At 73.0% G+C, this 24,990-nt stretch carries 20 protein-coding genes and 6 pseudogenes; 12 read left to right on the plus strand and 14 right to left on the minus strand.

Annotated elements, in window-relative coordinates; all coding sequences use genetic code 11:
• Positions 1–170 precede the first annotated feature (170 nt).
• Positions 171–626, plus strand: a complete 456-nt coding sequence (locus OHB56_RS38555) for an ATP-binding protein (protein ID WP_326751105.1) — start codon at positions 171–173, stop codon at positions 624–626.
• A gap of 139 nt (positions 627–765) precedes the next feature.
• On the opposite strand, the gene OHB56_RS38560 is transcribed toward OHB56_RS38555, so the two are convergent.
• Positions 766–1,653, minus strand: coding sequence for an RNA polymerase sigma factor SigF (locus OHB56_RS38560; protein WP_326751104.1), 888 nt, complete (start codon positions 1,651–1,653; stop codon positions 766–768).
• Between the two features lie 186 nt (positions 1,654–1,839).
• On the opposite strand from OHB56_RS38560, the gene OHB56_RS38565 reads away from it, so the two are divergent.
• Positions 1,840–2,256, plus strand: a complete 417-nt coding sequence (locus OHB56_RS38565; RefSeq protein ID WP_326751103.1) for a helix-turn-helix transcriptional regulator — start codon at positions 1,840–1,842, stop codon at positions 2,254–2,256.
• Between the two features lie 30 nt (positions 2,257–2,286).
• On the opposite strand, the gene OHB56_RS38570 is transcribed toward OHB56_RS38565, so the two are convergent.
• The gene (locus OHB56_RS38570) at positions 2,287–2,889 is read right to left on the minus strand and encodes an ATP-dependent Clp protease proteolytic subunit (protein WP_326756893.1); all 603 of its coding nucleotides are present in this window, start codon (positions 2,887–2,889) and stop codon (positions 2,287–2,289) included.
• A gap of 2 nt (positions 2,890–2,891) precedes the next feature.
• Entirely contained in the window at positions 2,892–3,593 is a 702-nt protein-coding gene (locus OHB56_RS38575) for an ATP-dependent Clp protease proteolytic subunit (RefSeq protein WP_406358549.1), read from the minus strand.
• 278 nt (positions 3,594–3,871) lie between these two features.
• Between OHB56_RS38575 and OHB56_RS38580 the strand changes: the two are divergent.
• Positions 3,872–4,144: pseudogene (locus OHB56_RS38580) on the plus strand (VOC family protein); the annotation flags it as partial.
• Positions 4,145–4,246: 102 nt separating this feature from the next.
• Here OHB56_RS38580 and tnpA read toward each other — a convergent pair.
• Positions 4,247–4,699, minus strand: a pseudogene (gene tnpA, locus OHB56_RS38585) (IS200/IS605 family transposase).
• A gap of 23 nt (positions 4,700–4,722) precedes the next feature.
• Here tnpA and OHB56_RS38590 point away from each other — a divergent pair.
• Positions 4,723–6,003 carry an RNA-guided endonuclease InsQ/TnpB family protein gene (locus OHB56_RS38590; protein ID WP_406358551.1) on the plus strand — a complete coding sequence of 427 codons (1,281 nt, stop codon included), beginning with the start codon at positions 4,723–4,725 and terminating at the stop codon, positions 6,001–6,003.
• Positions 6,004–6,041: 38 nt separating this feature from the next.
• A pseudogene (locus OHB56_RS38595) lies at positions 6,042–6,251 on the plus strand (VOC family protein); the annotation flags it as partial.
• A 93-nt stretch (positions 6,252–6,344) separates the two neighbouring features.
• On the opposite strand, the gene OHB56_RS38600 reads toward OHB56_RS38595, so the two are convergent.
• Positions 6,345–7,316 (minus strand): SGNH/GDSL hydrolase family protein, encoded by a 972-nt coding sequence (locus tag OHB56_RS38600; RefSeq protein ID WP_326751100.1) that lies wholly within the window; start codon positions 7,314–7,316, stop codon positions 6,345–6,347.
• Positions 7,317–7,511: 195 nt separating this feature from the next.
• Here OHB56_RS38600 and OHB56_RS38605 point away from each other — a divergent pair, with 195 nt between their 5' ends.
• The 5 genes and pseudogenes from OHB56_RS38605 (at position 7,512) to OHB56_RS38625 (ending at position 11,314) form a co-directional block, all read left to right on the plus strand.
• Positions 7,512–8,315: a VOC family protein gene (locus OHB56_RS38605; RefSeq protein ID WP_055591651.1), complete on the plus strand. Its 804-nt coding sequence runs from the start codon at positions 7,512–7,514 to the stop codon at positions 8,313–8,315.
• 107 nt (positions 8,316–8,422) lie between these two features.
• Complete coding sequence (locus OHB56_RS38610) at positions 8,423–9,133, plus strand: ribonuclease H (protein ID WP_326751099.1); 711 nt, start codon at positions 8,423–8,425, stop codon at positions 9,131–9,133.
• Positions 9,134–9,234: 101 nt separating this feature from the next.
• Positions 9,235–9,663: pseudogene (locus tag OHB56_RS38615) on the plus strand (TetR/AcrR family transcriptional regulator); the annotation flags it as partial.
• Positions 9,664–9,667: 4 nt separating this feature from the next.
• The gene (locus OHB56_RS38620; protein WP_406358554.1) at positions 9,668–10,651 is read left to right on the plus strand and encodes an aldo/keto reductase; all 984 of its coding nucleotides are present in this window, start codon (positions 9,668–9,670) and stop codon (positions 10,649–10,651) included.
• A 165-nt stretch (positions 10,652–10,816) separates the two neighbouring features.
• A complete protein-coding gene (locus tag OHB56_RS38625; protein WP_326751097.1) occupies positions 10,817–11,314 on the plus strand; it encodes a DUF6328 family protein in 498 nt (165 codons plus the stop codon).
• Positions 11,315–11,364: 50 nt separating this feature from the next.
• On the opposite strand, the gene OHB56_RS38630 is transcribed toward OHB56_RS38625, so the two are convergent.
• A complete protein-coding gene (locus tag OHB56_RS38630; RefSeq protein WP_326751096.1) occupies positions 11,365–11,790 on the minus strand; it encodes an SsgA family sporulation/cell division regulator in 426 nt (141 codons plus the stop codon).
• A gap of 177 nt (positions 11,791–11,967) precedes the next feature.
• Between OHB56_RS38630 and OHB56_RS38635 the strand changes: the two genes are divergently transcribed.
• Positions 11,968–13,458, plus strand: coding sequence for a serine hydrolase domain-containing protein (locus tag OHB56_RS38635; protein ID WP_326751095.1), 1,491 nt, complete (start codon positions 11,968–11,970; stop codon positions 13,456–13,458).
• Here the strand turns inward: OHB56_RS38635 and OHB56_RS38640 are convergent.
• The 8 genes and pseudogenes from OHB56_RS38640 to OHB56_RS38675 form a co-directional block, all read right to left on the minus strand.
• Complete coding sequence (locus OHB56_RS38640) at positions 13,411–15,039, minus strand: serine/threonine-protein kinase (RefSeq protein WP_326751094.1); 1,629 nt, start codon at positions 15,037–15,039, stop codon at positions 13,411–13,413. The two genes, OHB56_RS38635 and OHB56_RS38640, sit on opposite strands and share 48 nt — an antisense overlap.
• Positions 15,040–15,258: 219 nt before the next feature.
• On the minus strand, positions 15,259–16,218 hold the full coding sequence (locus tag OHB56_RS38645; RefSeq protein WP_055630918.1) for a threonine/serine dehydratase: 960 nt from the start codon (positions 16,216–16,218) through the stop codon (positions 15,259–15,261).
• Positions 16,219–16,354: 136 nt separating this feature from the next.
• On the minus strand, positions 16,355–17,032 hold the full coding sequence (locus OHB56_RS38650; RefSeq protein ID WP_326751093.1) for an AIM24 family protein: 678 nt from the start codon (positions 17,030–17,032) through the stop codon (positions 16,355–16,357).
• A gap of 193 nt (positions 17,033–17,225) precedes the next feature.
• Positions 17,226–18,536 (minus strand): CAP domain-containing protein, encoded by a 1,311-nt coding sequence (locus tag OHB56_RS38655; protein WP_326751092.1) that lies wholly within the window; start codon positions 18,534–18,536, stop codon positions 17,226–17,228.
• A 100-nt stretch (positions 18,537–18,636) separates the two neighbouring features.
• On the minus strand, positions 18,637–19,905 hold the full coding sequence (locus OHB56_RS38660; RefSeq protein ID WP_326751091.1) for a serine hydrolase domain-containing protein: 1,269 nt from the start codon (positions 19,903–19,905) through the stop codon (positions 18,637–18,639).
• 239 nt (positions 19,906–20,144) lie between these two features.
• On the minus strand, positions 20,145–23,108 hold the full coding sequence (locus OHB56_RS38665; protein ID WP_406359300.1) for an AAA family ATPase: 2,964 nt from the start codon (positions 23,106–23,108) through the stop codon (positions 20,145–20,147).
• Between the two features lie 89 nt (positions 23,109–23,197).
• A pseudogene (locus OHB56_RS38670) lies at positions 23,198–23,534 on the minus strand (UBP-type zinc finger domain-containing protein).
• Positions 23,535–23,790: 256 nt separating this feature from the next.
• Positions 23,791–24,018, minus strand: a pseudogene (locus OHB56_RS38675) (VOC family protein); the annotation flags it as partial.
• Positions 24,019–24,100: 82 nt separating this feature from the next.
• Here OHB56_RS38675 and OHB56_RS38680 point away from each other — a divergent pair.
• Positions 24,101–24,973 carry a universal stress protein gene (locus OHB56_RS38680; RefSeq protein WP_055630910.1) on the plus strand — a complete coding sequence of 291 codons (873 nt, stop codon included), beginning with the start codon at positions 24,101–24,103 and terminating at the stop codon, positions 24,971–24,973.
• Positions 24,974–24,990: the final 17 nt, after the last annotated feature.

Raw genomic sequence — 24,990 nt, forward strand, 5'->3', positions numbered from 1 at the left:
GCCGTCCCTCCCGCACGCCCCGGAACCCGCCCACGCCTCCACCGGACCGGGTTCCCGCTCTGTGGCGCGGCGAACACCGATGGGGGGACTGAGCGGCCGAACTCGGGGTACGTGCATCAATGCAGATCGTCCGGCTCGTCCGGCCGGCCCGGCTTCGCAGAGAGAAGCGCATGATCGATCACCTGGACGGGGCAGTGATACCAACTGGTTTCGACGTACCCGTGGAGCCGCTACGGCGGTCGGCACACTTCACCGGCGAGCCGGGGTGCATCGCCGAGGCGCGCGCCTTCGCGTCGCTGTTCCTGGAGCAGCTCAGGACCGAGTGGTGCGCCACGATCGGCAAGCGGACCGACGGCGCGGCACTCCTGGTCGTGAGCGAACTGGTCACCAACGCCGACCGGCACAGCAACGGCCCGTACATCCTGGAGCTGGAGGGTACGGACGAAGCGATCACGGTCGCCGTCTACGACAGCAGCGGCACGCTGCCCCGTATCTACCCCCGCGATCCCGAGCGCATCGGCTGCCACGGCCTGGAGATCGTGCAGGCTCTGGCGCGCGACATCCTCGTGGAACGCGTACCGGTCGGAAAGTGTGTCCGCGCGGTGCTGAGCTTCGAAGTCGGCTGAACCGCACCGGCGGTCGGCGCGGGGCTCGAACGGTCTGCACGCGCCGAACTCCGGCACCCCGACATGCGTGACGGAAGTGCGGCTGCCGCCCCACCCCCGTGGGGGTGGGGCGGCAGCCGCACTTCCGTGTCCCGTGCCGTCAGGCGCAGCCGAGTTCGCCCAGCATGCCCTCGCGCAGACGGCCGATGATCCGCTTGATCAGGCGGGAGACGTGCATCTGCGAGCATCCGAGCCGTTCGCCGATCTCCGCCTGGGTGGCCTCCTCCACGAACCGCATCCGGATGATCTCCCGGTCGCGGTCGCTGAGCTCGGCCATGAGCGGGGCGAGCGCGTGGAAGTCCTCGACGAGCCGCAGCCCTTCCTCCTCCATGCCGATGAAGTCGGCCAGGACGGACTCGCCGTTCTCGGGGCCGTCACCGGTGAGGGCGGCGTCCAGCGACGACGAGTTGTAGCCGTTCGCGGCCAGCCGGCCCTCGTTGACCTGCTCCTCGGTGATGTTCATCAGCGTGGCGAGCTCGGCGACCGTGGGCTCGCGGTCCAGCCTGCTGGCGAGTTCCTCGCGGGCCTTGGCCAGTTCCACCCGCAGCTCCTGGAGCCGGCGCGGCACGTGGACCGCCCAGGTGGTGTCGCGGAAGAAACGCTTGATCTCGCCCACGATGTACGGCAGCGCGAAGGAGGTGAACTCGACCTCGCGCGACAGCTCGAACCGGTCGATCGCCTTGATCAGACCGATCATGCCGGTCTGGACGATGTCCTCCATGTCGTCGCCACGGCCGCGGAACCGTCCGGCCGCGAACCGCACCAGCGACATGTTCATCTCGATCAGGGTGTTGCGCGCGTACTGATACTCGTGCGTGCCCTCTTCCAGTTCCGCCAGACGACGGAAGAACTGACGGGACAGCTCCTTGGCATCGCGCGGAGCGACGGTCCGCGGGTCGACGATCCCCGGCAGGCTTCCGTCACCCGTCCCGGCCTCGACGTTTCTTTCGACGACCTGCGCCTGCGACCGGATCACGGCGGTCTCCATTACCTCTCCCCACGAAAGTCCGATGGACGTGTGCCTTGGTCCTTCGGGGTTGCGACTACCCAGCTCCGTTCCGAACACTCCCCCCGACTTTCGAGGATCTTCGCAGTGACGGGCGGTGCCGTCTCCTTCACTCAGAGCGGAACGCCGCTCCCTTCCCCTCGGGGCGAGGATTCCTACGCTGAAGGGGTGAGAAACCAAGTGCCCCTCGACATCAGTGTCATTCCCCTGCGGCCCGCGCCCGCGCGCCGCGCCGTCGCCCCGCCGGCCCCGGCTCCCGTTCCCGCCGCTCCCGCTCCCAAGGAGCCGCTGTGGCGCGACCTGGTCGGCGACGTGCTGCGCCGGGAGCGGCTCGCCCAGGAGCGGACGCTGAAGGACGTCGCCGACACGGCCCGGATCTCCATGCCGTATCTGTCGGAGGTGGAGCGGGGCCGCAAGGAGGCATCCTCGGAGGTCCTCGCGGCCGCCGCCCAGGCCCTAGGTCTGGGCCTGGGCGACCTGCTGACGCGGGCCCAGGGAGAACTCGTCCGCCTCACCAGCCGACGTGCTCCCGCGGGCCGGAGCACGCCCCGCGCCTCGTACGACGGACTGTGCCTGGCCGCCTGACCCCGGCGTGCCCGTGCCGGATCCGGCGCCTCACACACCCATGAGGCGCCGGCTCAGCACCTCGTCGGCCAGACCGTACGCCACGGCCTCCCGCGCGGTGAACACCTTGTCGCGGTCCATGTCCGCCCGCAGGGTCGCCACGTCATGGTGCGTGTGCCGGGACAGGACCTCCTCCACCTGGGCACGGATCCGCAGCATCTCCTTGGCCTGGAGCGACAGATCGGAGACCGTGCCCCGCTGCCCGGCCGTGGCCGGCTGCCCGAGGAGCACACGCGCGTGCTCCAGCACGAACCGGCGCCCCGCGTCCCCGCCGGCCAGGAGCACGGCCGCGGTGGACGCGGCCTGCCCGACGCAGTACGTCGAGATCGGCGCCCGCACGAACGCCAGCGTGTCGTAGATCGCCATGAGCGAGGTGTACGAGCCGCCCGGGGAGTTGATGTAGACCGCGATCTCGCTCTCCGGGGCCGACGACTCCAGATGGAGAAGCTGTGCGATGACGACGTTGGCGACCCCGTCGTCGATCTCGGTGCCGAGGAAGATGATCCGCTCGGACAGCAGCCTGCTGAACACGTCGTAGGACCGCTCACCCTGCGGGGTGCGCTCGACGACGTTCGGAATCGTGTACGTCCCCATCGTCACAGCCCCATCCTGCGTCGCGTCGCGGCCGGGCGGACGTCGTCGAGCGACTCCACCACCCGGTCCACCATCCCGTACTCCCTGGCCTCCTCGGCCGTGAACCAGCGGTCGCGGTCGCCGTCCCGGGAGACGGTCTCCACCGACTGGCCGGTGTGCTCGGCGGTGATCCGCTCGATCGTCCGCTTGGTGAACTCCAGGTTCTCCGCCTGGATCTCGATGTCGGCGGTGGTGCCGCCGATCCCGGCGGACGGCTGATGCATCATGATCCGCGCGTTGGGCAGGGCGAACCTCTTGCCCGGCGCGCCCACGCTCAGCAGGAACTGGCCCATGCTGGCGGCGAACCCCATGGCGAGCGTCGAGACGTCGTTGGGGATCAGCCGCATCGTGTCGTAGATCGCCAGGCCCGCGTGCACGGACCCGCCGGGGCTGTTGACGTACAGGCTGATGTCGGTGCGCGGGTCCTCCGCGGACAGGATCAGCAGCTGCGCGCACACCCGGTTGGCGGAAACCTCGTCGACCTGCGTCCCGAGCATGACGATCCGCTGGGCGAGGAGCTGGGCGGCCAGGTGGTCGTCGAACCGGGTCGGAGGGGTGTCGCCCTCCTCGGCCCGGGGCAGCGGGACCGGTGGCCGGCCGGCGCTGAACCCGGCCGCGTGTCCGGCCGCGTGTCCGGCGGCAAGTCCGGTGATGAAGGGGGACATCGGCGCTCCCATGGGTGTCGGTGTGGGGCTGTCCGGTCGTGTGCCGGTGTGCCTGTGCCGTTCGTCGGTACGCGGCCGGTGCGACCGCGTGCCTCCACTCTCGACCGGCCGCGGTGACCCGCGGGGATTTCTCTGCCCGTGGCAGATTCGCCACGGGCAGAGGCCCCTTCCGGCCCCGAGGCCCCGCAGCGCCGTGGTTGCTCCGTCGTCGACCGATGAGTTCCGGGGCCCGGACCGGTCGACACCGGTGACCGCGTTCCCCACCCCGGGAGGTATGCATGACCACCGACGGATTCACCATGTGTCTCTGGTTCGACGGCCGGGCCGAGGAGGCCGCGCACTTCTACGTGTCCGTGTTCAAGGACTCCGGCGTCGGCCGCACCCTCCGGTACACCGAGGCCGGGCCCGGACCCGAGGGCTCCGTCCTCACCGTGGACTTCACGGCCAACGGCCAGAGGTTCGTCGCGCTGAACGGCGGACCCGAGTTCAAGTTCACCGAGGCGATCTCCCTGCAGATCGACTGCGCCGACCAGGGCGAGGTCGACTTCTACCTCTGATCTTGGCCAGTGCTCCGCCCTTCAGGGCGGGGGTGAAGGCCATCCCTGGCCCGGAGGCACGGAGCGCCGGAGTGCTCTTCTTCTCCGGGGTGACGGTCAGCCGGGACGCTGCCGGCTTTCGATGTACTGCTTGACGACGGTCAGGGGTGCCCCGCCGCATGATCCGGCGAAGGAGGAGCCGGACCAGAAGTGTCCGCCCAGCAGGTACCGGCGGACGTGGCTGTCGTACTCTTCCCCGGCCTTCGGCCGGGAGGTGCCGCCAGGCGGAGCCTGCGGGAGCTGACGCCCTTGAGGGAGTCGACCAGCTTGGAGAGCTGGACGGTGGGAGGGTGGTGCACGAGCAGGTGGACGTGGTCCTGTTCGCCGTTGAACTGCTTCAGCCCGGCTTCGAAGCCGGCACAGACCTCCCGCATGACCGCCTCGGCGCGGCATGGTGTCGGTGAACGTCTTCCGCCGGTATTTCGTAACAAAAACCAAGTGAACATGCAGGTGGTGAACAACATGGCGGCCGGTTCCGGCACCGGGGTCAGAGTCCCAGCGCGGTGACACCAACCATGGCTATTCTCGTGATCGTGAGTCGAGACACCCTGGTCAAGCGGCAGTTCGGGCACCGTGCCCGGCTTGCACTGTCGCCTTCCGGGGTTCGCGCGGTGGATGATCAGGCGCACGCGGCCCGTACCCTGTGGAACCTGCTGCACGCCTGGTGGCAGATGATGCCGAAGGAGAAGCGGACACTCCAACACGCGGACGCCGCGATCCGCCAGGCCCTTAAGGACATCGACTTCCTGGCCGTCCTCCCCGCGCAGGCCGCGCAGGCGGTACTCAAGACGTACTTCCGGGCGTGGCAGAACTGCTGGGAGCACCGGGCCGACGCCCCGAACTTCAAGGGCCGCATCCGCACGGTGATGTCCGTGGATATCCCGCAGGGCCGCGACCTGAACATCGTCCGGGTGCACCGACGCTGGGGGCAGGTCAACATTCCCAAGGTGGGCCGAGTCCGCTTCCGGTGGACCAAGGACCTGCCCGTGGGCAAGCGTGCCACCGCGGAGAACCGGATCACCGGGGCCCGGCTGATCAAGGACGCGCTCGGCTGGCACATCGCCTTCCGCGTCCAGGCTTTGGAGGTTGAGCCCGGGCCCCACCAGGGGCCGGACGTCGGCATCGACGTCGGTATCACCGTGCCCCTCGCCTGCTCCAACGGCGAGACGTACGAGCACGGCGCATGGCTGACACCGAAGGAGAAAGCCAGGCTCCTGCATCTGGAGCAGCGCGCCGCCCGGCGCAAGCAGCGCCGCAGGCCGGGCGAACGCACCAGCGGCCGGCTGCACCGCACCTATGACCGGATCGCAGGACTTCGTGCGAAAGCCAAGCGCCGGGCCCTGGACTGGCAGCACAAGGCGACCACCACCATCGCCCGCACCTACAACGCCGTCGTGGTCGAAGCACTCACCATCACGAACATGGTCAAGTCCGCCAGGGGCACCATCGAAGCACCGGGGAAGAACGTCGCCCAGAAGTCCGGGCTGAACCGTGCCATCAGCGGCGAGGCCTGGGGGCGCACGGTCACCATGCTGACGTACAAGACCGCCCGGCACGGCGGCACCCTGGTCAAGGTCCCCGCCCCCAACACCTCCAGGCGCTGCTCGGCATGCGGCTTCACCACGCCCGGCAGCCGGGAGTCCCAGGCCGTGTTCGTGTGCAGGAACCCGGACTGCGGATGGTCGGGCAACGCCGACCACAACGCGGCCCGCAACGTCTTGCACCTGTACCGGATGGGCCTCGCGCTCACCCCGGCTGCCGGGAGGGCAGTCGTCAGGCGCGCGCAGCGCGTCAAGCCCGCTACCGCAAGGTAAGCAGGAATCTCCCGGCTTCAACCGGGAGAGCACTTCAATGGGACAAGCTCGTCGAGGGAGGCGGCGAGCACGGGCCCTGCGGCTGGCTCAAGGACCGGTTCGGCGTGTCCTGGCAGGTCGTCCCCACCCGGCTGACCGAGCTGATCGCCGACCCGGACACCCGGAAGGCGGCCCGCGCCATGAAGGCCATGATGTCGATGGGCAAGCTCGACGTCGCCGCCCTGGAGAAGGCCTACGCGGGCGAGTGACCAACGGTGCGCAGCGGGGCGGGCGGTGGAACGGCCCCGCCCCGCTGCCCGAGCCCTCCTCGCGTCCCGCCGGTGCCGCGGCGCCTCGTCCCGTCAGCGCGAGCGGGCGTGCTCCCCGACCACCCGGGTGATCTCCCGCGCCATGCGCAGGATGCCGGGCGAGCGGACCGGGCAGGGCTTCGGCGTCGACGTCGTGGGCGCCAGACAGAAGTGCAGGTAGTCGTCGTCCCGGTGCAGGGCCGTCCGGTCACGGTCCCGCTGGGTGCAGTACTCGGGATGGGCCCGCTCGTAGGCGTTGCAGGGCAAGTACTGCGACCAGGTGTAGCGTGCCCCCGCCGGACTCACCGCCTTGCCCCCGTCGGCCAGGAGGCCGCCCGAGGCGGCGGCCCGCTCCTCGTAGAGCGCGTTCACCCGGCGGACCCGGTCGGGGGTGATCGGGTCGGGACCCTGCAACACCCAGACGACGCGCGGCGGTCGGGCCGCGCCGGCCGCGGCGATCTGCTCGGTGAGGCGTCGCGCGTCGGCCGCGTACCGCTCGAGGTACCGCTCGCGGGCGGCGTCGTAGGTGATCCCGTCCATGCAGGGGGTGTAGTCCCAGGCGTTGCCCCAGAACTGCAGCACCACGTAGTCCGGCCGCAGCGAGCGCACCAGCGCCGCCGCCTTGTCCGCCGCCGGGACCAGCAGGGACCGCTCGGCCGAACCCTCCAGGTAGTCGCACAGGGTGGTGCCCGAGTAGGGCGCGCTGGTGTACCGCGCGCGCAGAACCCCGCGCAGCTCCCGTCCGAGGACCTCCTGGTTCTCCATCGCGAGGGAGTCGCCGAGGTACAGCACGGTGGGAGGCTTCCCGGATCCGGTGCCGGACGACGACGTGGCCCCGGGGGAGGGGGCCTCGGAGGAAGCCTTCCCGGAGGGAGCCGTTCCCGGGGAGGCCGCGGGCCGCTGGTGCGTGGTGGCCGACGCCTCGGGGACGGCCGGCGGCCCGGCGGACGGCTCGGACGACGGGTCGCCGCACGCACCGAGCAGCACGGCGGCCAGCGCCACTCCCCCCACCCATGGCTTGCGCATACGTCCCCCCGCCCGGCCGAAAACGGCACCCCAGGCAAGCACAGCCCGGCCCGGAGGGGAAGACCTGCTTCAGGACAGATCGTTCACTGCGGCTCGGACGGCTCGGACGGCTCGGACGGCTCGGCGGGCGGGTGCGGGCACGGGTGATTAGCGTGAAGGAAGGACCGACCACTCGTCCGGAGAGGGCACGCCATCATGGCCGTACAGCTCGAGGGAACCCCCTGCTGGGCCGATGCGATGTTCAACGACGTCGAAGGGGCCAAGAGTTTCTACGGAGACGTCCTCGGCTGGACCTTCGGGAAGTCGTCGTCGGAGCTCGGCAACTACACCCAGGCCTACGCCGACGGCAAGGCGGTGGCGGCCGTCGTCCCGCCCATGCCCGGCCAGGAGGGGCAGTCGCAGTGGTGCCTCTATCTCGCGGTCCGGGACGCCGCTGCCACCGCCGTCCGCGTCCGGGACAACGGCGGCGAGGTGCTGATGGAGCCGATGCGGGTCGGCGACTTCGGCACGATGTGCCTGGCCCGCGAGCCCGGTGGCACCGTCTTCGGCCTCTGGCAGGCCGGCACCCACGAGGGCTTCGAGGCGACCGGAGTACCCGGCGCTTACTGCTGGGCGGAGGTCTGCACCCGGAAACCGGAGAAGACCGACGTGTTCTTCCCCGCCGTCTTCTCCTACAGGTCCAGGCAGCTCGAGGACGAGGCGATCGACTTCCGGCTCTACGAACTCGGCCGGGAGACCGTGCTCGGCCGGATGGGGATGGGGGAGGACTTCCCGCCCGAGGTGCCGTCGTACATGAACGTCTACTTCGCCGTCGAGAACTGCGACGAGGCGGCGACCAGGGCCACCGAGCGGGGCGGCACCCTGCACTTCGGGCCGATCACCACTCCCTTCGGGCGGTTCGCCGCCCTGAGCGACCCGCAGGGCGCGAACTTCTCGGTGATCGACGTCACGACCCTGGGGGTCGAGACGCCCGGCGGCACCGACGTGCCGAACGGCTGACCTGATCGCCCGGACCGCGCCGACCACCCGGATCACCCCGGGAAGCGGCCCGGCGGGCGCTCCCGGACAGGCGCACCGCGTGGCCCGGCGCCCCGTCCGGCCATGGCATGATCGGGCGCATGCGTGAACGTGTTGTGGCCGCGTGCGACGGGGCCTCCAAGGGCAACCCCGGACCCGCCGCCTGGGCCTGGGTGATCGCCGACGCCTCCGAGACCCCGGTCCGCTGGCAGGCGGGCGCACTCGGCAGAGCCACCAACAACGTCGCCGAACTCACCGCGCTGGAGCGGCTGCTGGCGGCGACCGAATCCGACGTGCCGCTCGAGGTCCGGATGGACTCGCAGTACGCGATGAAGGCGGTCACCACCTGGCTGCCTGGCTGGAAGCGCAACGGCTGGCGGACGGCGGCGGGCAAACCGGTCGCCAACCAGGAACTCGTCGTCAGCATCGACGGACTCCTGCAGGGCCGCTCGGTCGAGTTCCGCTACGTCCCTGCCCACCAGGCCGACGGAGACCGCCTCAACGACTTCGCCGACCGCGCCGCCAGCCAGGCGGCCGTCGTCCAGCAGGACGCGGGCAGCGACGCGGGCTCGCCCGAGCCGCCGCCCTCCCCGGACACCCCGCCCGCCGGTGCCGCCAAGCGCAGGTCCACCGGGGCGAAGACGGCGTCCCGTCCGCGCGGCGGCTCCTCGAACCGCACGATCAAGGCGAAGTTCCCGGGCCGCTGCCTTTGCGGCCGGTCCTACGCGGCGGGCGAGCCCATCGCCAAGAACGACAGCGGCTGGGGCCACCCCGCTTGCCGCACGGCCGAGAGCGCCTGAGCACGGCCTAGGCCGGTCCCGCGAGCAGCGGGACCGCCGGCCAGCCCCGCTCCCCGGCCAGGACGCGGCCCGCTGCGGCGCCACCCCACCCACCCACACCGACCACTCCGGCAGCGCCACCCGTTCCGGCCGCCCCGGCCCGCCGGGACACCGAGGCCGGCAGGGCCGCCGTCCTGCGGGCGGCCCGCCACCTCCCGGCCCGGCCCGCACACGCCGACATCACACTCAAGGCGGTCGCCGAACGCGCCGGGGTGAGCCCGCCGTTGATCCTGAAGTGCTTCGGCGACAAGGACGCGCTCCTCGCCCGGGGCATGTCCTTCGAGACGGACGCCACCGCCCTGCTCGGCATCGGTGCCCTCCACGGCCTCGCCCGGGGCACCCCTGTGCGTTCCACCGCCGTCGACGTCCTCGTGGACCGGTACGCGCCCGCCCTGCAGGCGCCTCTCGCCTCCGGGCCGGCCGGGACGGGCGGCCCGGAGGCGAGAGGCGCCTGCCGATCGCACGCCCGGTCGCGACGGATGACAGACTGACGCCATGGACGAGCGCACATTCGACAGGTCGGGTCAGCACGCCTCCGTGATCGGTCTCGGCACCTGGCAACTCGGGGCGGACTGGGGAGATGTCGACGACAAGCAGGCCCTCACGGTCCTGGAAGCCGCCGCCGAGTCCGGGGTCACCTTCTTCGACACCGCCGATGTGTACGGGGACGGGCGCAGCGAGCAGACCATCGCGTCGTTCCTGAGCGGACGGCCCGATCTGCACGTACTGGTCGCCACCAAGATGGGCCGCCGGGTCGAACAGATCCCGGAGAACTACGTGCTGGACAACTTCCGCGCGTGGAACGACCGCTCGCGCCGCAACCTGGGCGTCGACCGCGTCGACCTGGTGCAGCTGCACTGCCCGCCGACCTCCGTGTACTCCACCGACGAGGTCTTCGACGCCCTCGACACCCTGGTCGCGGAGGAGCGGATCGCCGCGTACGGGGTCAGCGTGGAGACCTGCGCGGAGGCGCTGACCGCGATCGCCCGGCCGAACGTGGCGAGCGTGCAGATCATCCTCAATCCGTTCCGCATGAAGCCGCTGCGCGAGGTGCTCCCGGCGGCCCGCGCGGCGGGCGTCGGCATCATCGCCCGCGTCCCGCTCGCTTCGGGCCTGCTGTCCGGCAGGTACACCAAGGACACCGTCTTCCCCGAGAACGACCACCGCACCTTCAACCGGCACGGCGAGTCCTTCGACCAGGGCGAGACCTTCTCCGGCGTCGACTACACGACCGGCGTCGAGGCCGCCGCGGAGTTCGCCGCGCTCGCCCCCGAGGGATACACCCCGGCCCAGCTGGCCCTGTGCTGGATCGTCCGCCAGCCCGGTGTCACCACCGTCATCCCCGGCGCCCGCTCGCCCGAGCAGGCCCGCGCCAACGCGCACGCCGCCCGGCTCCCGGAGCTGTCCGAGCAGACGCTCACCGCCATCGACGACCTGTACGAGCGGCGGATCAAGCACCAGGTGGAGGGCCGCTGGTGACACACCGGGCGGCAGCCCGGCGGTGAAGGACCGGGCGGGCGCCCGCCCGGTGACGGACCCGGTGGAAGCCGTCCGGGCGCGGCCGTGAGGCGGTAGGAGCCCCGGACGGTGGGCACCCGAGGGGAGAGGCGGGCCGAGGCCGTTTCTCACCCCGGGAGGCGCACTGTGGCGCACGCGCAGCAGGACAAGAGCGGGCGCAGAGGCCGCGACGAGACCGCGGAGGAGCGGGCGGACCGGATGTGGCAGGAGCTCATCCAGGAGGTCCGAGTCGCCCAGACGGGCGTCCAGATCCTCTTCGGCTTCCTGCTGACCGTCGTGTTCACACCCAAGTACGAGGAACTGTCCGGCACCGACCAGACGATCTACATCGTCACGGTCGTCCTCGGTGCCTGTGCCACCGGTGCGCTCATCGGCCCCGTCTCGCTGCACCGGCTGGTGTCCGGGAGGAAGGTCAAACCGCAGGCCGTCCGGTGGGCTTCCCGGCTGACCCTGTTCGGCCTCGTCCTGCTGCTCGCCACCACCTGCGCCGCACTGTTGCTGATCCTGCGGGTCGCCACCGACGACGGCTTCGTCCCGTACCTGGTCGCCGGAGTGGTGGCCTGGTACCTGCTGTGCTGGTTCGTGCTCCCGATGTGGACCCGGTACCGGCACACGGCCCCGTGACGTGCGCGACCGCGGGTTCACCGGGCCGGGGAGTGCCGGTGGCCCGAGGCTCAGCGGCCCGTGAGGACCTCCGTGAGGAAGTCGTCGAGGCGGGTCTCCTCGCTGCCGGGCGGAACCGAACGGAAGGTGTCGCTCAGGAAGTCCCCGACCGCCCCGGCCCACGCGAACACCACCGCGTGGTGACGGCCGCCGTCGGCGTGGGGTTCACCGAGGAACTCCATCCGCAGCTCCCGCCCCACCCCTCTGGACTCCGGGCGAAGCCGCACGTCACCGGTCCCGACCGGGCGGGTGAGGCCGTCGGCGAGCATCTCGCGGTCGAGCCGCCAGCGCGCCAGGACCCGGCCGTCGTGGCTGAAGACCAGCGTGACCGCGAACGGGTCGGCGGGGTCGTAGCTCAGGTGGGCGAGCACGGGAAAGCGGTCCGTGACACCCGCCTGGAGCTCCACCACCAAAGTCCTGCGCACCATCGAGTTCACGAGAGGCCTCCTGGTCGTACCGGCGTAGGGCCCTCTCCTACCCCGAGGGCGCGGAGAATGCTCAGCCGACCGTGAGATTGATCCGCCCCGTTCCGCCCCGCTCCGTGCCGGTTGGCCCGTCGGTCCTCGCCCGGCCACCGGCGCATCGAGTCCGGGCGGTCGGGCAGGATCCCTCCCATGACTGCCCACCCGCTGCCCACAGACGCCCCCGCCGCGCTGGGCGTCGACGCCTTCGGTGTCCACGCCTTCCTCGACGCACTCGACGACGCCCCGGAGATCGAGCCGCACAGCCTGATGATCCTGCGTCACGGCCGGCAGGCCGCCGCCGGCTGGTGGGCTCCGTACACCCCCGAGCGGCCGCACCTGCTGTACTCGCTCAGCAAGAGCTTCACGGCCACCGCCGCCGCCCTCGCCGAGGCCGAGGGGCTGATCGACTTCGACGCCCCGGTGATCTCGTACTTCCCCGAGTTCGAGGCGGACATCACCGACCCGCGCAGCCGGGCGATGCTGGTCCGGCACGTGGCGTCGATGGCGAGCGGCCACGAGACCGAGACCGTGGACGCGGCCTACGCGACCGACCCCGCCGAGCCGGTCCGCGGGTTCCTGCTGCAGCCGCCCGACCGCGACCCCGGCACCGTCTTCGCCTACAACCAGCCCTGCACGTACACGCTCGCCGCGATCGTGCAGCGGGAGACGGGCCGGTCGCTCACCGACTGGCTGCGGCCCCGCCTGCTGGATCCGCTCGGCATCGGCGAAGCACTGTGGCAGCGCGACCGCACCGGCCGTGAGCTCGGCTTCAGCGGGCTGCACGCCACCACCGACGCGATCGCCCGGCTCGGGCTGCTGTACGCCGACGACGGGATGTGGGACGGCAAGCGCCTGCTGCCCGAGGGATGGGTGGCCAGGGCCTCGCGTCCGTACCTGCCGACCGCCGGGGCGATGGGGGAGACCGGCCGGCAGGACTGGGACCTGGGCTACGGCTTCCAGTTCTGGACGTCCCGGCACGGGTTCCGGGGCGACGGGGCGTACGGACAGTTCTGCCTCGTCCTGCCCGAGCACGACGCCGTGATCGCCACGACGGCGGCCACCGAGCAGATGCAGCAGTACCTGGACCTGGTCTGGCGGCATCTCGTACCGGCCTTCCGTCCCGGCCCGCTCACCGGGCGGGGCGCCGAGGACCGGGCCCTCGGGGAGCGTCTCGCCCGCCTCGCCCTGCCGCCGGCCGTAGGCGGCCCGGTACCGCCGGAGCGGGCGCGGGAGGGCCGGCCCACCACACGCTTCACCCCGTACGGCGGGGTCTGCGCGGACCAGCCGACGCTCACCGCCGCCGAGGTGACGGTGGACGCCGGCGGACGCTGGACGCTGAGCCTCGTGGAAGACGGCCACCGCCTCGACCTGCCGCTCGGCGGCGAGGGATGGGCGGTCTCGGAGCAGCCCTGCCCGACCGCGGTGAGCGGCGGCTGGACCGACGACGGCACCTTCGCCGCGGACGTGGTCTTCCTGGAGACCCCGCACCGTCTCCGGGTCACGTGCGCCCTCACGGACCGGACCTTCACGGCACACTGGCGTACCCGCCCGCTGCGCCTGACGCCCCTGCACCGGCTGTGCGCACCGCGCGGCTCAGCCTCGGCCGGAGGACGGCCGGAACGTCCGCAGGAACGTCCGTAGCGCCTCCTGGTTCGCGGACTTCGCCCAGTCGGCGGCCGGGGCCGTCCAGCGCAGCGAGAAGCCGCGTCCACCGCCCAGCAGGAACCCGCGGCCGAAGGTGCGTGTCCGGGCGCCGTCGTCCGCCGAGAGCCACTCCATGTCGGCGGCCTCACTCCCCTGGTAAGTGGTCGCGCGGATCGCGCCGATCCGCTCGTAGCCGGCCGTCCGTTCCAGGGGCGGCTCCACGTCGTCCCGCCACACGGCCACCGGGTCGGTCCCCACCCGCTCGCTGTAGGTGATCGCGAGGGTGCGGGTGCCGTCCTCCGGGCCGAAGGTGATGCGGTAGGCCAGGTCGGAGACGCGGGAGGTGTCGAGGCGCTCGAAGTTCTCGGGGAGCGCGACGGAGAAGCCCTCCGGCGCGCTCAGCAGGCCGTAGCCGGGCGGGAGATCCCCCGTTCCCGAAGGAGCGGGGGTGGTCGGGGCCGGCGTCGGCTCGTCCCGGTCGTCCCGGTCGCCCGGGTCGCCGGACGCCCCGGGAGCCTGGGGCGCGGCCGGAGCGGCGGCGGAGGCGGGCGGCGCGCTCGGCGTGTCGGCGGCGGATCCGGAGTCGGTGCCGGGCAGCCCCCGAGTGGCCGCGGTGAGCACGACGACCGCGACGGTGACCACGGCCAGGGCGGTGCCAAGGACCGCCGTCCGTCTTCTCCCGGCGCGGCCGAGGTCTCTGAGGACGGCGGGGTACGCGCCGCGCAGCCGAAGGCGGCCCGGCACGGCCTCGGGGGCCGTGCCGGGGTTCTCCTCCGCGAGCACACGGCCGAGCGCCTCGCGGACCACCCGCCCGGTCGGCCGTTCCGCGGCGTCCTTGCGCAGCAGCCCCTGGACCACCGGGGTGAGCGGTCCCGCTCGCAGGGGCGCGCGCAACGGCAGCCGGTCCACTCCCTTCAGCGTGGCCTCCGCCCGCCCCCGGTCACGGAAGGGCGGGCGCCCCTCGACCATCGTGTGCAGGAGCGCGCCCAGGGCCCACAGGTCCGCCTCGGGCCCGGCGCCCTCGCCGCGGGCCTGCTCCGGCGCCGCGTACGACGGTGCCGTGAGCCGGAGGGCCGGGACGGTGCCCGCCAGGCCGAAACCGGTGACCACGACCGGACCGGTCTCCCGCACGAACACCTGGCCGGGGCCGAGTTCGCCGTGGGTCACGCCCGCGCTGTGCGCGGCGTCCAGTACGTCGAGCAGCTCCAGCCCGATGCGCGCGGCCCGGGCGAAGGTGAACGAGCCCTGTTCGGCGAGGAGTTCACCGAGAGGGGTGCCATCGACCCAGGCGGCGGCGGTCCACAGGAAGCCGTTCTCGTGGACGGAGTCGACGACCGCGGCGATCCGGCCGGGGCACAGCCGCGCCATCATCCCGGTCGCCCGCAGGACGTGGGAGGGGGCGTGACGCACGGCCTCGCCCGGGTCCCCGGGCAGCGCGACCTGCGTGACGAGGCAGGGGCGGCCCGTCCCGAGGTCGTCGGCGTACCAGCAGAGGTGGTTGGTCTCGCGGTGGATGATCTCGACCAGCCGGTACCGCCCGGCGACCGGCTGGTGTGTGGAGACGTGCGCCCTGCCCATGGCCATCCCTCGTCGAAGCCGCTGCTGTCCGCCTTTCCCAGTGGTACGCGGGACCGCACGGCCTTCGTTCAAGAGGCGGAGCCCGAATCCCGGCTCCGACGCATTCTTGTCCTTCGGTCAAACTCCGAGGCGGACTTCGAGCCCGGTCCCGCGTCGGGGGAGGGCGACGGGCAGGGCGTCACGGACAGGGCGTCACGGGCGGCGGCCGGGCCGGGAGGCTCAGCGCAGCCCGAAGCGGGAGGCCCAGGCGATCATGTCACCGGTGGTCGCATTGCCCCCGCACACCACCAGCCCGATCCTGGCCCCCTCGCCGACCCGCTCCAGCACCCGTCGCGCGGCGGGCAGCAGACAGCCCGCGGCCGGCTCGGTCCACACCTTGGCGTGGTCCGCCAGGTCGAGCGAACCCCGCACGGCCTCCCGGTCGGACACCACCAGCACCTCGGTGACCAGCGCCGACACATGCTCGTACGTCAACTGCGAAACGGCCGGGGCACTGAGCGTGGAGACGATCGAGGACAGCCCGACCGGCACCGGTCCGCCCGCCGCGAGGGCCTCGGACATCGCCTGGGCGCCTTCCGTCTCCACCCCCCAGATCCGGATCCCGGGCCGCCGGGCCCGCAGCGCCGCCGCCACACCGGAGATCAGCCCGCCGCCCCCGATGCTCACCAGGACGTCGGTCAGGTCACCGGCGTCGTCGGCGAACTCCAGCCCCACCGTGCCCTGTCCGGCGATCACCACCGGGTCGTCGAAGGGGTGGACGAGAGTCAGCCCCTCCTGCCGGAGCCGCGTCGTCAGCGCGAACGCGCCGTCCATGTCGTCGGCCAGCCGCACCGACGCGCCGGCGGTCTCCGCGACCTCCACCGCCCGCGCGGGCGCCGACCTCGGCATCACCACCGTGGACTTGACGTCGAGGGCGGCGGCCATGACCGCGACGGCGATCCCGTGGTTGCCGCCGCTCACCGCCACGACCCCGGCCGCCCGCTCCGCCTCGCTCAGCGACAGCAGCTTCGCCACCGCGCCGCGTGCCTTGAACGAGCCGGTGCGCTGCAACAGTTCCAGCTTCGCCGTGACCGGGGCGCCCAGCAGCGCCGACAGCCCGGGGCTCGGCACCGTCGGCGTCCGCACCACGTGCCCGGCGATCCGCCCGGCCGCGGCTTCGATCTCCGCCGTCCCGATCACCACAACCACCCTCCCTGGCACGGGGACATGATCCGCACCGGGACGAACCCTGGCCTGTCCGGACCACCGAGGTCAACACGGTGTGCCCAAAGGCGCGCCCGCACCGGAAACCGGAGCGGGCGAGCGGGGGCGGACCTCAGTGCTGCTGTGCCTTCGCCGGCGTGGCCTCGCTGGGCCGCACGATGACGTACCCCTCGCCCTGCAGCACCAGTTGCACCGCCTCGCCCGAGCCGCCGCGCAGCATCGAACCGAGCGACTGCGAGCGGTGCAGGGAGGTCGACAGACCTGCCGTCCAGCCGACGATCGCGTCCGTGTCGACGTGGACCGGGTACTGCGGAGACACCGGGAGGACCAGCGGGTCGCCCTCGCACACCAGGCCCAGGAGGCCGTGCCCCGTGAAGACACTGTTGAACAGGCCGCCACCGGTGATTCCGGCGCCCTTCACGGTCGCGATGCGGTACGACAACGTGGAGTCGAAGCACAGGACGTTGCGGCCGTTGACGGTGAACTCGTCGCCGGCCTCGACCTGGACGATGAAGCAGTTCTGCGCCTCGTGCGCGAACCAGGCCTCGCCCTGCCCCCGCACCGCCATCAACGGCAGCCCCTCGCCGGTCACCGCGCGCTTGAGCATGCCGCCCACGCCCTGGCCCTTGCGCTCGAACTGGAGCCCGCCACGGTAGGCGATCATCGCACCCTGCCGGGCGTGCATCTCGCCGTCGACCACGTAGCGGATGCATTTGGCGTTCTCGACCGTCATGCCCGGAGCCGAGGCGGGCCGCACCATGTGCCGGCTGGAAAACAGATCACCCTTCATGCAGGCATCCTCACCCGGAGGAGCCGCCTCCGCCAAGGGCCGGCTGCACGCCCGGAATCTGTCCGGCGGATCAAGTCGGAGGCAAGGGGCGGTATTCGTCCAGAGGAGGTCGAGCGGGGGCGGTGCGTTCAGGCGCAAGGCGGAGGAGGGAGCGCCGGCCCCCGCGTCTTCGGCACGACCCGCCGAAGAGGCCCTAAGCGCCGAAGAGCTGGGTCCAGTACGTGCCGGCGCGGCCGCCGCCCGCGAAGCCGACGCCGATGTGGGTGAAGTCGGGCTTGAGGATGTTGGCGCGGTGGCCGGGACTGTTCATCCACCCCTCCACCACCTCGGCGGCCGAGCGCTGGCCGCAGGCTATGTTCTCGCCGATGGTCCGGCGTGCCGAACCCGCCGTGGCGGCCCGGTCCCAGGGCCGGCTCCCGTCGGGAGCGGTGTGGGAGTAGAAGTCGCGGGCCACCATGTCGGCGCTGTGCGCCTGCGCGGCCGTGACGAGGAGCGAATCGACGGCCAGGGGCGGCAGCCCGGCCCGGGCGCGCTCCCGGTTGGTGCGGTCGACCACGTCCGTCACCGTCCGGGCCAGGCCGGCCGGGGTGAGCGGGACGGCCCACAGCGCCGTCCAGTAGACGTCACCGGCGGAGCCGCCGCCCACGTGCGCCAGACCGGCGTGGGTGAAGGCGGGACCGTGCAGGGTGCGCCGGGACGGCTCGTTGCCCAGGCAGTGGGCGACGAACTCGGCGGGGGTGCGCGGGCCGGACACCAGATGCTCGCCGACGGTGAGATACGCGTACCCGGCGGCGACGACCCGCTGGTGGACGGAGACCCCGTCCCGGCTCTCGACGGCGAGGTGCCGCTGTGCCGCCATGGCCTCGGCGTGGGCACGGGCCGCCACCGCCAACCGCGCGTCGAGCGCGACCGGAGGCGAACCCGCCTCGGCCCGAGCGGAGTTGACCGGACCGAGGTAGTCCGTCGGATCGGGGACGGCCGAAGGCGCCGCCGCAGCCGGAACCCCGGCCGCCCCGGGCTCCGTCCCGTCGAGCACGTCGACGCCGAAGTCCCGGGCCAGACCGGCCAGTCCGTCGGCGTACCCCTGGCCGAGGGCGCGCAGCTTCCAGCCCTCGCCGCGCCGGTAGATCTCCGCGAGGAGCAGCACCGACTCCTGCCCGGGGCGCGCCGGCGAGAACCGGGCGAGGGAGCGCCCGCCGGCGTCGGTGACCCAAAGGACGGGCGGGGGCAGGTCGCCCAGCGGGACGGCGGGGTCGGCGGCGCTGAGGGTCACCGTGACCCGGACGGCGCCGGGTCGCAGGGCGCTCGGGTCGACGGTGAGCGTGTCGCCGTGCAGGCGGGCGCCGGGGGCGGACGGTTGGTTGAAGAACACGAAGTCGGCGTCGTCCCCGACCTTTCCGTCGTCGCCCGTGATCAGCGCGGAGACGTCGTAGGGGCCCGGCACCCGGACGGTCACCGTGCCGTCCGGAAGGGCCAGATTGCCGCCGGGGACCAACTCGCTCATCGCACCGCCCTGCTGTCGTCAGCCGTCAAGGATCCGTCGTCACGGACCGGTGGGGGGTGTTCGGACAACGGTCGGCGGCGGGCGCGGGTTCCCGGAGAGGTCAGCCGGGCGAGATCCCCGTCCCCGCGGGTTCCGTTCCCCCCGGTCGCGTCCCCGCCGTGGTGTCCTCGTGCCACCGTTCCGGAGCGGAGTCCTGTCGGACCGCCGGCCCCTCGCCGCAGAAGGCGGATTCCAGTGTGCCGAGCATCGTGCTCATCACCGGAGCGTTGTTCGAGGTGGTGGCGAGCGCGGTGAGGCTGCGCCCGCCGTCCTTCGAGGTGAACGCGTAGGTGTAGTAGCCCTGGACGGCGCCGGTGTGCCCGTACACGGACACCCCGCACGACAGATCGCGGCGCCGCAGCCCCAGCCCGTACGCCTGACCCGTGCCCGCGGGGATCCAGCGCTGCATCTGCGCCAGACCGGCCGCCGAGGTGAGCCGGCCGGCGAGCAGCGCCGACAGGAAGGTGTTGAGGTCCCGGGCACTCGAGACGACGGCGCCTGCGCTCTGCGCCCAGGACACCGTCTGCTCAGTGGCGTCGACGAGCTCCGTCGCCGGTGCGTCCGGGGTGAGGTAACCGCGCGTGTGAGGGCCGGGGATCGTGGTGCGGGGATGCGGGTAGGACGTGTCGCTCAGCCCGAGGGGGGTGGTGATCCGGTCGCGGTACTCGGTCGCGAGGGAGTGGCCGGTCAGCTTCCTGATGAGCAGGCCCGCGACGACGAAGTTGGTGTTGGAGTAGCTGTAGGCGCCGCCGGGGGCGGTGGTCGGGGGATGCTCCAGCGACAGTTCCACCAGCCGGCTCAGGGTGAAGGTCCTGGTACGGACCGCCTCGAAACCGGGGACCGTCCGTGCGAACAGGTCGTTGGTGTAGTCGTACAGACCGCTGCGGTGGCTCAGTACATGGCGGACGGTGATCCGGTCGTCGGGCAGCAGTCCCGGCAGGTGGAGGTTGACCGGGTCGTCGAGCTTCACCTTGCCCTCGTCGACCAGTTGCAGGACCACCACGGCGGACATGATCTTGGTGACGCTGCCGATGCGGAAGCGGTCGGTGGTCGCGATGGCCCGCCCGGTTCCGCGATCGGCGAGGCCGAAGGACGTCCGGTGCACCGTGCCGTGGTCGTCGATCCGGGCCAGGGCGCCGGGCGCGCCCTGCGACCGTGCCGTGCGCAGCACGCTCCCGAGGCCGGCCAGGTCGGGGGCGGGCAGCGTCGTAGCCGCCGAGGGCCGGGCCGTGTCCGGAACCGGGGGAGCGGCATGCGCCGCAGCCGCCGGGAGGATCAGGGCGGCCACCACGGCGGCCGTCCCTCTGCGCATCGTCGTCGCTGAGACCATTCGGCTGCTCTCTCCCGTGTCCGCCGACCATCCGTCACCTGACTTTCGGCAGCGCACAGTTGCACACCGTGCCGGACGTACCGGGCGCGACCGATCGGCACAGTATTACTGTGATATGCGGTCAAGACGGTTATTTGGGGTGACTGTCGGGAGTGTTGGGAGTGTCGGGAAGGGCGGGGCAGCGGGAGCGGCGAGGGCGACACGCACCGGCGCGACGGGCAGGGGAAACCGGACGCCGCTCAGCCCGAGACCGCGGACTCCGGGGAGATCAGGCCCTTCCGGTAGGCGACCGCCACCGCCTCGGTGCGGCTCGCGGCGCCCAGCTTGGCGAGGATGTTGGAGACATGGACGCTCGCCGTCTTGCCGCTGATGAACAGCTCCTCGCCGATCTGACGGTTGCTGCGGCCCCGCGCGAGCAGCCGCAGCACCTCCTGCTCCCGCGCGGTGAGCAGGGTGACGGCGCGCTCGCCCCTCGCCGGTGTCTCCGCCGGCCAGGCGCGGTTCACCAGGGCGTCCAGTCGCTCCCGCAGCAGGGCGGCGCCCAGCCGGTCGGCGGCCTCGCGCACCGCGCGGGCCTCGGCCGCGGCCTCCTCACGCAGCCCGGCGGCCAGCAGCGCCTCCGCGTGGCGCAGCCGGCAGCGCGCCCGCTCGTACGCGTCGCCGTACGCGAACCCGGCCACCGCCTCCGCCCACGCCGCCACGTCGGGACCCGACACGGCCCGTGTCCACTCCGCCTCCGCGCGGGCCAGCCAGGCCCGGCCCTCGGGACCCTGAGGCGTGCCGTCCTCACCGTGCGCGGCAGAGGCACGGGCGGGCCCCACCAGCTCCGTCGCGGCCTCGGCCCAACGCCGTGCCCCGGCGTCGTCACCGGACAGCCGCAGCGCGACGGCCGCGTCGGCGACCGCGGCGAGCGCGAGCGCCGTCAGCCGGACCGTGACGTCGGGGCGGGTCCCCGTTTCGTCGGTCAGGGACGCCAGAGTGGACCGCACGCACCGCACGGCCTCCTCCGGATCGCCCCGCAGCGCGGCGGCGTCGGTGAGCACGGTGCCCGCCACCAGCGTCGCCATCCAGTCGAACGGACCCTCGAGGAGCGCCCGCGCACGGTCGGCGGCCGTGAAGTCGCCGCGGGCCAGCGCCACGAACAGCGCCGGCGTGACCGTGAACCCGCCGGCCGGGGGCAGCACCTCGGCATCGGCCGCCGCCGTGCGGACGCACTCGTCCCAGCGGCCCAGCGCGTACAGCACCAGCAGCCGCAGATACCGCATCTCCAGCGGATACGCCGACGACGACAGGCCTGCGCGGCGCGCCCGCTCCAGGCCCTCGGTCAGCCAGGGCAGACACGCCTCGGGGTCACCGGACTCGTAGCAGCCCATGGCGAGGTTGAACAGCGCGCGCAGTTCCACCGGGGCGTTGCCCGCCCCGCGCGCCAGCTCCAGCGCCCGGACCAGCCGTTCGCGGCCGGCTTCGGTGCTCCGGCCGTTCCCCTCCAGGCCGGCCGTGGAGATCAGCAGATCCGCCTGGGCGTCGGTCATCCCCAACTGCTCGGCCCTCCCCAAGGCCTGGCGCGCCACCTGCAGCGCTGTGCCGGCGGCGCCCATCTGCCGCGCCGTCATGGCATGGGTGGCCGCCGCCCACACCCAGGTGGGCGACGGGGGTTCCTCGGGGATCATGGCGAGCGCCTCACTGCTGTGCGCGAACGCCGCGGACAGACTGTCGACCCGCAACAGGTTCCCGGCCAGGGTGTAGCGGACCCGGGCCGCCAGCTCCAGGTCGGCGTCCTGGCCGAGGTCCGCGAGCGCGGACCGGGTGAGGGAGACCGCGCGGTGCAGCTCGCCCGCGTGCGCCGCCGCGGCCGAGGCGCGCAGGGTGAGGGCCACCGGGTCGAACCCGACGCCCTCGGGCAGCCCGGCGGGTCCCACCGCCGGCCACAGATCGAGGGCGGTCTCCAGGTGGCGCAGCTCCTCGGCGGGCGCTCCCACCCGCTGGGCGTGATCGGCGGCCTCCAGCGACGCGGCGAGCGCCCGGGCCGGGTCGTGGCTCTCCCGGTAGTGGTGGGCGCGCTCCGCGGCACTCGCGCCGCGGAGCCCGCGGCCGGTGAGCAGCCGGGCGAACGCGCCGTGCAGCCGGGCCCGCTCACCGGGGAGCAGATCCGCGTAGACCGCCTCGCGCGCGAGTGCGTGCCGGAAGGAGTACGTGCCGTCGTGCGCGGCCACCAGGAGCTGCCGTCCGGCAGCCTCACGGAGCGCGGACTCCAGCTCCTCCTCGGGGAGCCCGACCGCCTCGCGCAGCACCTCGTGCTCCACCCGGCGGCCGGCGACGGCGGCGGTCCGCAGTACCTGCTGGGCGGTCTCGGAGAGCTGTTCGATCCGGATGAGGAGCACGTCGGCCAGCTGGCTGGGCATCCCGCCCGCCGGGGAGTCCGTGGCCGCGAGCAGTTCCTCGGCGTAGAAGGCGTTGCCCTCGGCACGCTCGACGATCCGGCGGACCGTGGCGTCCGGCAGCGGCCGCTGTTCGAGGGCGCGCACCAGCCGGGCCACGTCGGGATCGGGCAACGGCCGCAGCTCCAGCCGCTCCACCGAGGGCAGTCGTACCAGCTCGGCGAGCAGGGGCCGGAGCGGATGCCGGCGGTGCAGGTCGTCCGCGCGGTACGAGCCGCACACCGCCAGCCGGTGCGTGGGGGCGCCGCCCGCCGGCCGCTGGAGGACGCCCCGGCTGAGCAGGAACCGCAGCAGGTCCCGGGAGGACTGGTCGGCCCAGTGCAGATCCTCCAGGACGAGCAGCAGCGGTGCGATGTCCGAGACGTCGGCCAGCAGCCCGGCCATGCCCTCGAACAGCCTGAGCCGCGCGTCCACGTCCCGCGCGGCGTCGGTTCCGGCGCCGAGCAGCCGGCCGACCACCGGACGGGCGTCGACGGCGGGGGCGAACCGCTCGTCGGCGGTGAGCCGCCCCAGCACCTCGGTGAAGGGCAGATACGGCAGGCCCACGTCCCCGAGGTCCACGCAGTGGCCGGTCACCACCGTCATGCCGGTCCCGGCGGCCCGCGCGGACACCTCGTCCAGCAGCCTCGTCTTGCCCACCCCGGCGTCCCCGGCGATCAGCGCGGCGCGCGGCTCGCCCCCGCGGGCGCGCTCCAGCACCCCGGCGAGCCGGGCGAGTTCGTCGTCGCGGCCGACGAGCGGACCGGCGAATGAGGTCTGTGACACGCGTCCATCCTGGCACGCGCCACCAGCCCCGCCTTCTCCGCCGGTGATCCCCGCGGAGGGGCCGGCCCGGCCCCGGTCCCGTGGGCCCCTCAACGCCGCAGATTCTGCTTCCAGTCCTCCGGGACCCGCCCCGCCGGGCCCGGAGCCGGCTGGTCGGCCGGACGGCGCGCGGGGTCAGGTCCGGGCCCGACTCGTACAGCTCTTCCGTGGCGTAGTTCCAGAACCAGGCCTCGCCGGGTTCGTAGCTGCGGACCACGGGATGCCCGGTGGCTTCGAAGTGCGCCGTGGCGAGCTGTCGCAGCAGCCGGCGTGGCCGCACCGCGCGCAGCGCCGCAGAGGGAACCACCAGCCGCCCACGGCGTCGCAGTCGGAGCATCCCGCGCCACTCGGCACGGCACCGGGATCGATGGCCTGGTCGCTGGTCATGCCGGCTCCTCGTGAGGTCGTCGGGGCTCCGGCGATGAGCGCGGGCGGAACCGGAGAACGGGTGTCGCCGTCCGGTACCCGGCGCCACGGAAACACCACCGGCAGCCGGTCCATCGGAGGTTCGAACCAGGCGTCGCGCGCGGCGGGGGCGAGGCTCGGGCAGGGTGCGAGGAGAGCACGCGGAACTCGTCTCTCCCGGGGCGGCGAGGGCCCGCCACGGCTGCTCGCCCTGGCCGACGTCCGCCGGGCGGGCACCGAGGGCGAGGAGCCGGACGGCCTCCGCCGCCTGGTCGTCGGGCCGGAAATCCAGGGGGAGGCGTTTCTGCACGGTCCGTTCGTCCGGCACCGGCACGCGGACGAGCCCCGGCAGACGGTTCCGCTCCGGCCGGATCCCGTACTCGTCGGGCGGGTCGTCGAGCACCACCCGGCCGAGGGCCTCTGCCCAACGGCGTCCCGGTGTCACCGGATCGGCCGCGTCCACCACTGCCTGCTCCCGGGTCGAGGTCGTGCGGGAAGGTTAGGGAAGACTGGACCGTGCGTAGTGGACACGACACAGGAGGAACCGCATGACGCGCCCGATCACGGCAGGGGTCGACGGAACCGAGGAGAGTCTTGCCGGACTGGCCTGGGCGGCGAGGGAAGCGGTCCGCCGGGGGCGGCCGTTGCGGGTGGTGCACGCCTGGCGCTTCCAGACGCACGAGGCGGTCGACGCCGGCGACGCCGCCACCCAGGAGCGGTGGGTGCGCGACGCGGTGGCCGAGTCGGTCCGCCAGGTCACCGAACGGCACCCCGCTCTCACGGTGACCACCGATGTCCTGGAGGGGGACGCCGTCGGGGTCCTGACCGGCGCCGCCGCGGACGCCGAGATGCTGGTGCTCGGCTCCCGCGGGCACGGGCGGATCATGGGCTTCCTGGTCGGCTCGGTCGGCCAGCAGGTGATCGTCGAGGCCCGGCGGCCGGTGGTGTTCGTACGGGCCGAGGACACGCCGTCCGGCGAGGCCGCCGGGCGGGAGATCGTCGTCGGCCAGCAGGGCGATCCGGAGGACAGCGCCGCCGCGCTGGAATTCGCCTTCGAGGCCGCCGCCGCGCGGGGTGCCACCCTGCGCGCCGTACGTGCCTGGGCCCTGCCGCCGATGTTCGCCTACAGCCCCGACACACTGCGTCTCATGGACGAGGCCGGGGGCCTGGAGCCGTACGAGCAGAAGTCCCTGTCGGACGTCCTCGCGCCGCTGCGCGAGCGCTATCCGCAGGTGCGCGTCGTCGAGCACGTGGAGATGGGCAGCGCCGGGCAGGTGCTGCTGTCGGTGTCCGGCACGGCCCAGCTGATGGTCGTCGGCCGCCGCGCGCGCCGCAGCGCCGTCGGGGCCCGGATCGGCTCGGTCGCCCACGGCGTCCTGCACCACGCGGACTGCCCGGTGGCGGTGGTGCCGCACGACTGACCCGCCCGGCCGCCGGG

It is taken from the genome of Streptomyces sp. NBC_01635 (assembly GCF_045209715.1).
In the GTDB taxonomy this organism is placed as follows: Bacteria; Actinomycetota; Actinomycetes; order Streptomycetales; family Streptomycetaceae; genus Streptomyces; species Streptomyces hirsutus.

Coding starts and splice junctions, on each gene's coding strand:
- OHB56_RS38555 (WP_326751105.1), top strand. CDS start 171: ATGATCGATCACCTGGACGGGGCAGTGATACCAACTGGTTTCGACGTA.
- OHB56_RS38560 (WP_326751104.1), bottom strand. CDS start 1,653: ATGGAGACCGCCGTGATCCGGTCGCAGGCGCAGGTCGTCGAAAGAAAC.
- OHB56_RS38570 (WP_326756893.1), bottom strand. CDS start 2,889: ATGGGGACGTACACGATTCCGAACGTCGTCGAGCGCACCCCGCAGGGT.
- OHB56_RS38575 (WP_406358549.1), bottom strand. CDS start 3,593: ATGTCCCCCTTCATCACCGGACTTGCCGCCGGACACGCGGCCGGACAC.
- OHB56_RS38600 (WP_326751100.1), bottom strand. CDS start 7,316: ATGCGCAAGCCATGGGTGGGGGGAGTGGCGCTGGCCGCCGTGCTGCTC.
- OHB56_RS38605 (WP_055591651.1), top strand. CDS start 7,512: ATGGCCGTACAGCTCGAGGGAACCCCCTGCTGGGCCGATGCGATGTTC.
- OHB56_RS38610 (WP_326751099.1), top strand. CDS start 8,423: ATGATCGGGCGCATGCGTGAACGTGTTGTGGCCGCGTGCGACGGGGCC.
- OHB56_RS38620 (WP_406358554.1), top strand. CDS start 9,668: ATGGACGAGCGCACATTCGACAGGTCGGGTCAGCACGCCTCCGTGATC.
- OHB56_RS38635 (WP_326751095.1), top strand. CDS start 11,968: ATGACTGCCCACCCGCTGCCCACAGACGCCCCCGCCGCGCTGGGCGTC.
- OHB56_RS38640 (WP_326751094.1), bottom strand. CDS start 15,039: ATGGGCAGGGCGCACGTCTCCACACACCAGCCGGTCGCCGGGCGGTAC.
- OHB56_RS38650 (WP_326751093.1), bottom strand. CDS start 17,032: ATGAAGGGTGATCTGTTTTCCAGCCGGCACATGGTGCGGCCCGCCTCG.
- OHB56_RS38655 (WP_326751092.1), bottom strand. CDS start 18,536: ATGAGCGAGTTGGTCCCCGGCGGCAATCTGGCCCTTCCGGACGGCACG.
- OHB56_RS38660 (WP_326751091.1), bottom strand. CDS start 19,905: ATGGTCTCAGCGACGACGATGCGCAGAGGGACGGCCGCCGTGGTGGCC.
- OHB56_RS38680 (WP_055630910.1), top strand. CDS start 24,101: ATGACGCGCCCGATCACGGCAGGGGTCGACGGAACCGAGGAGAGTCTT.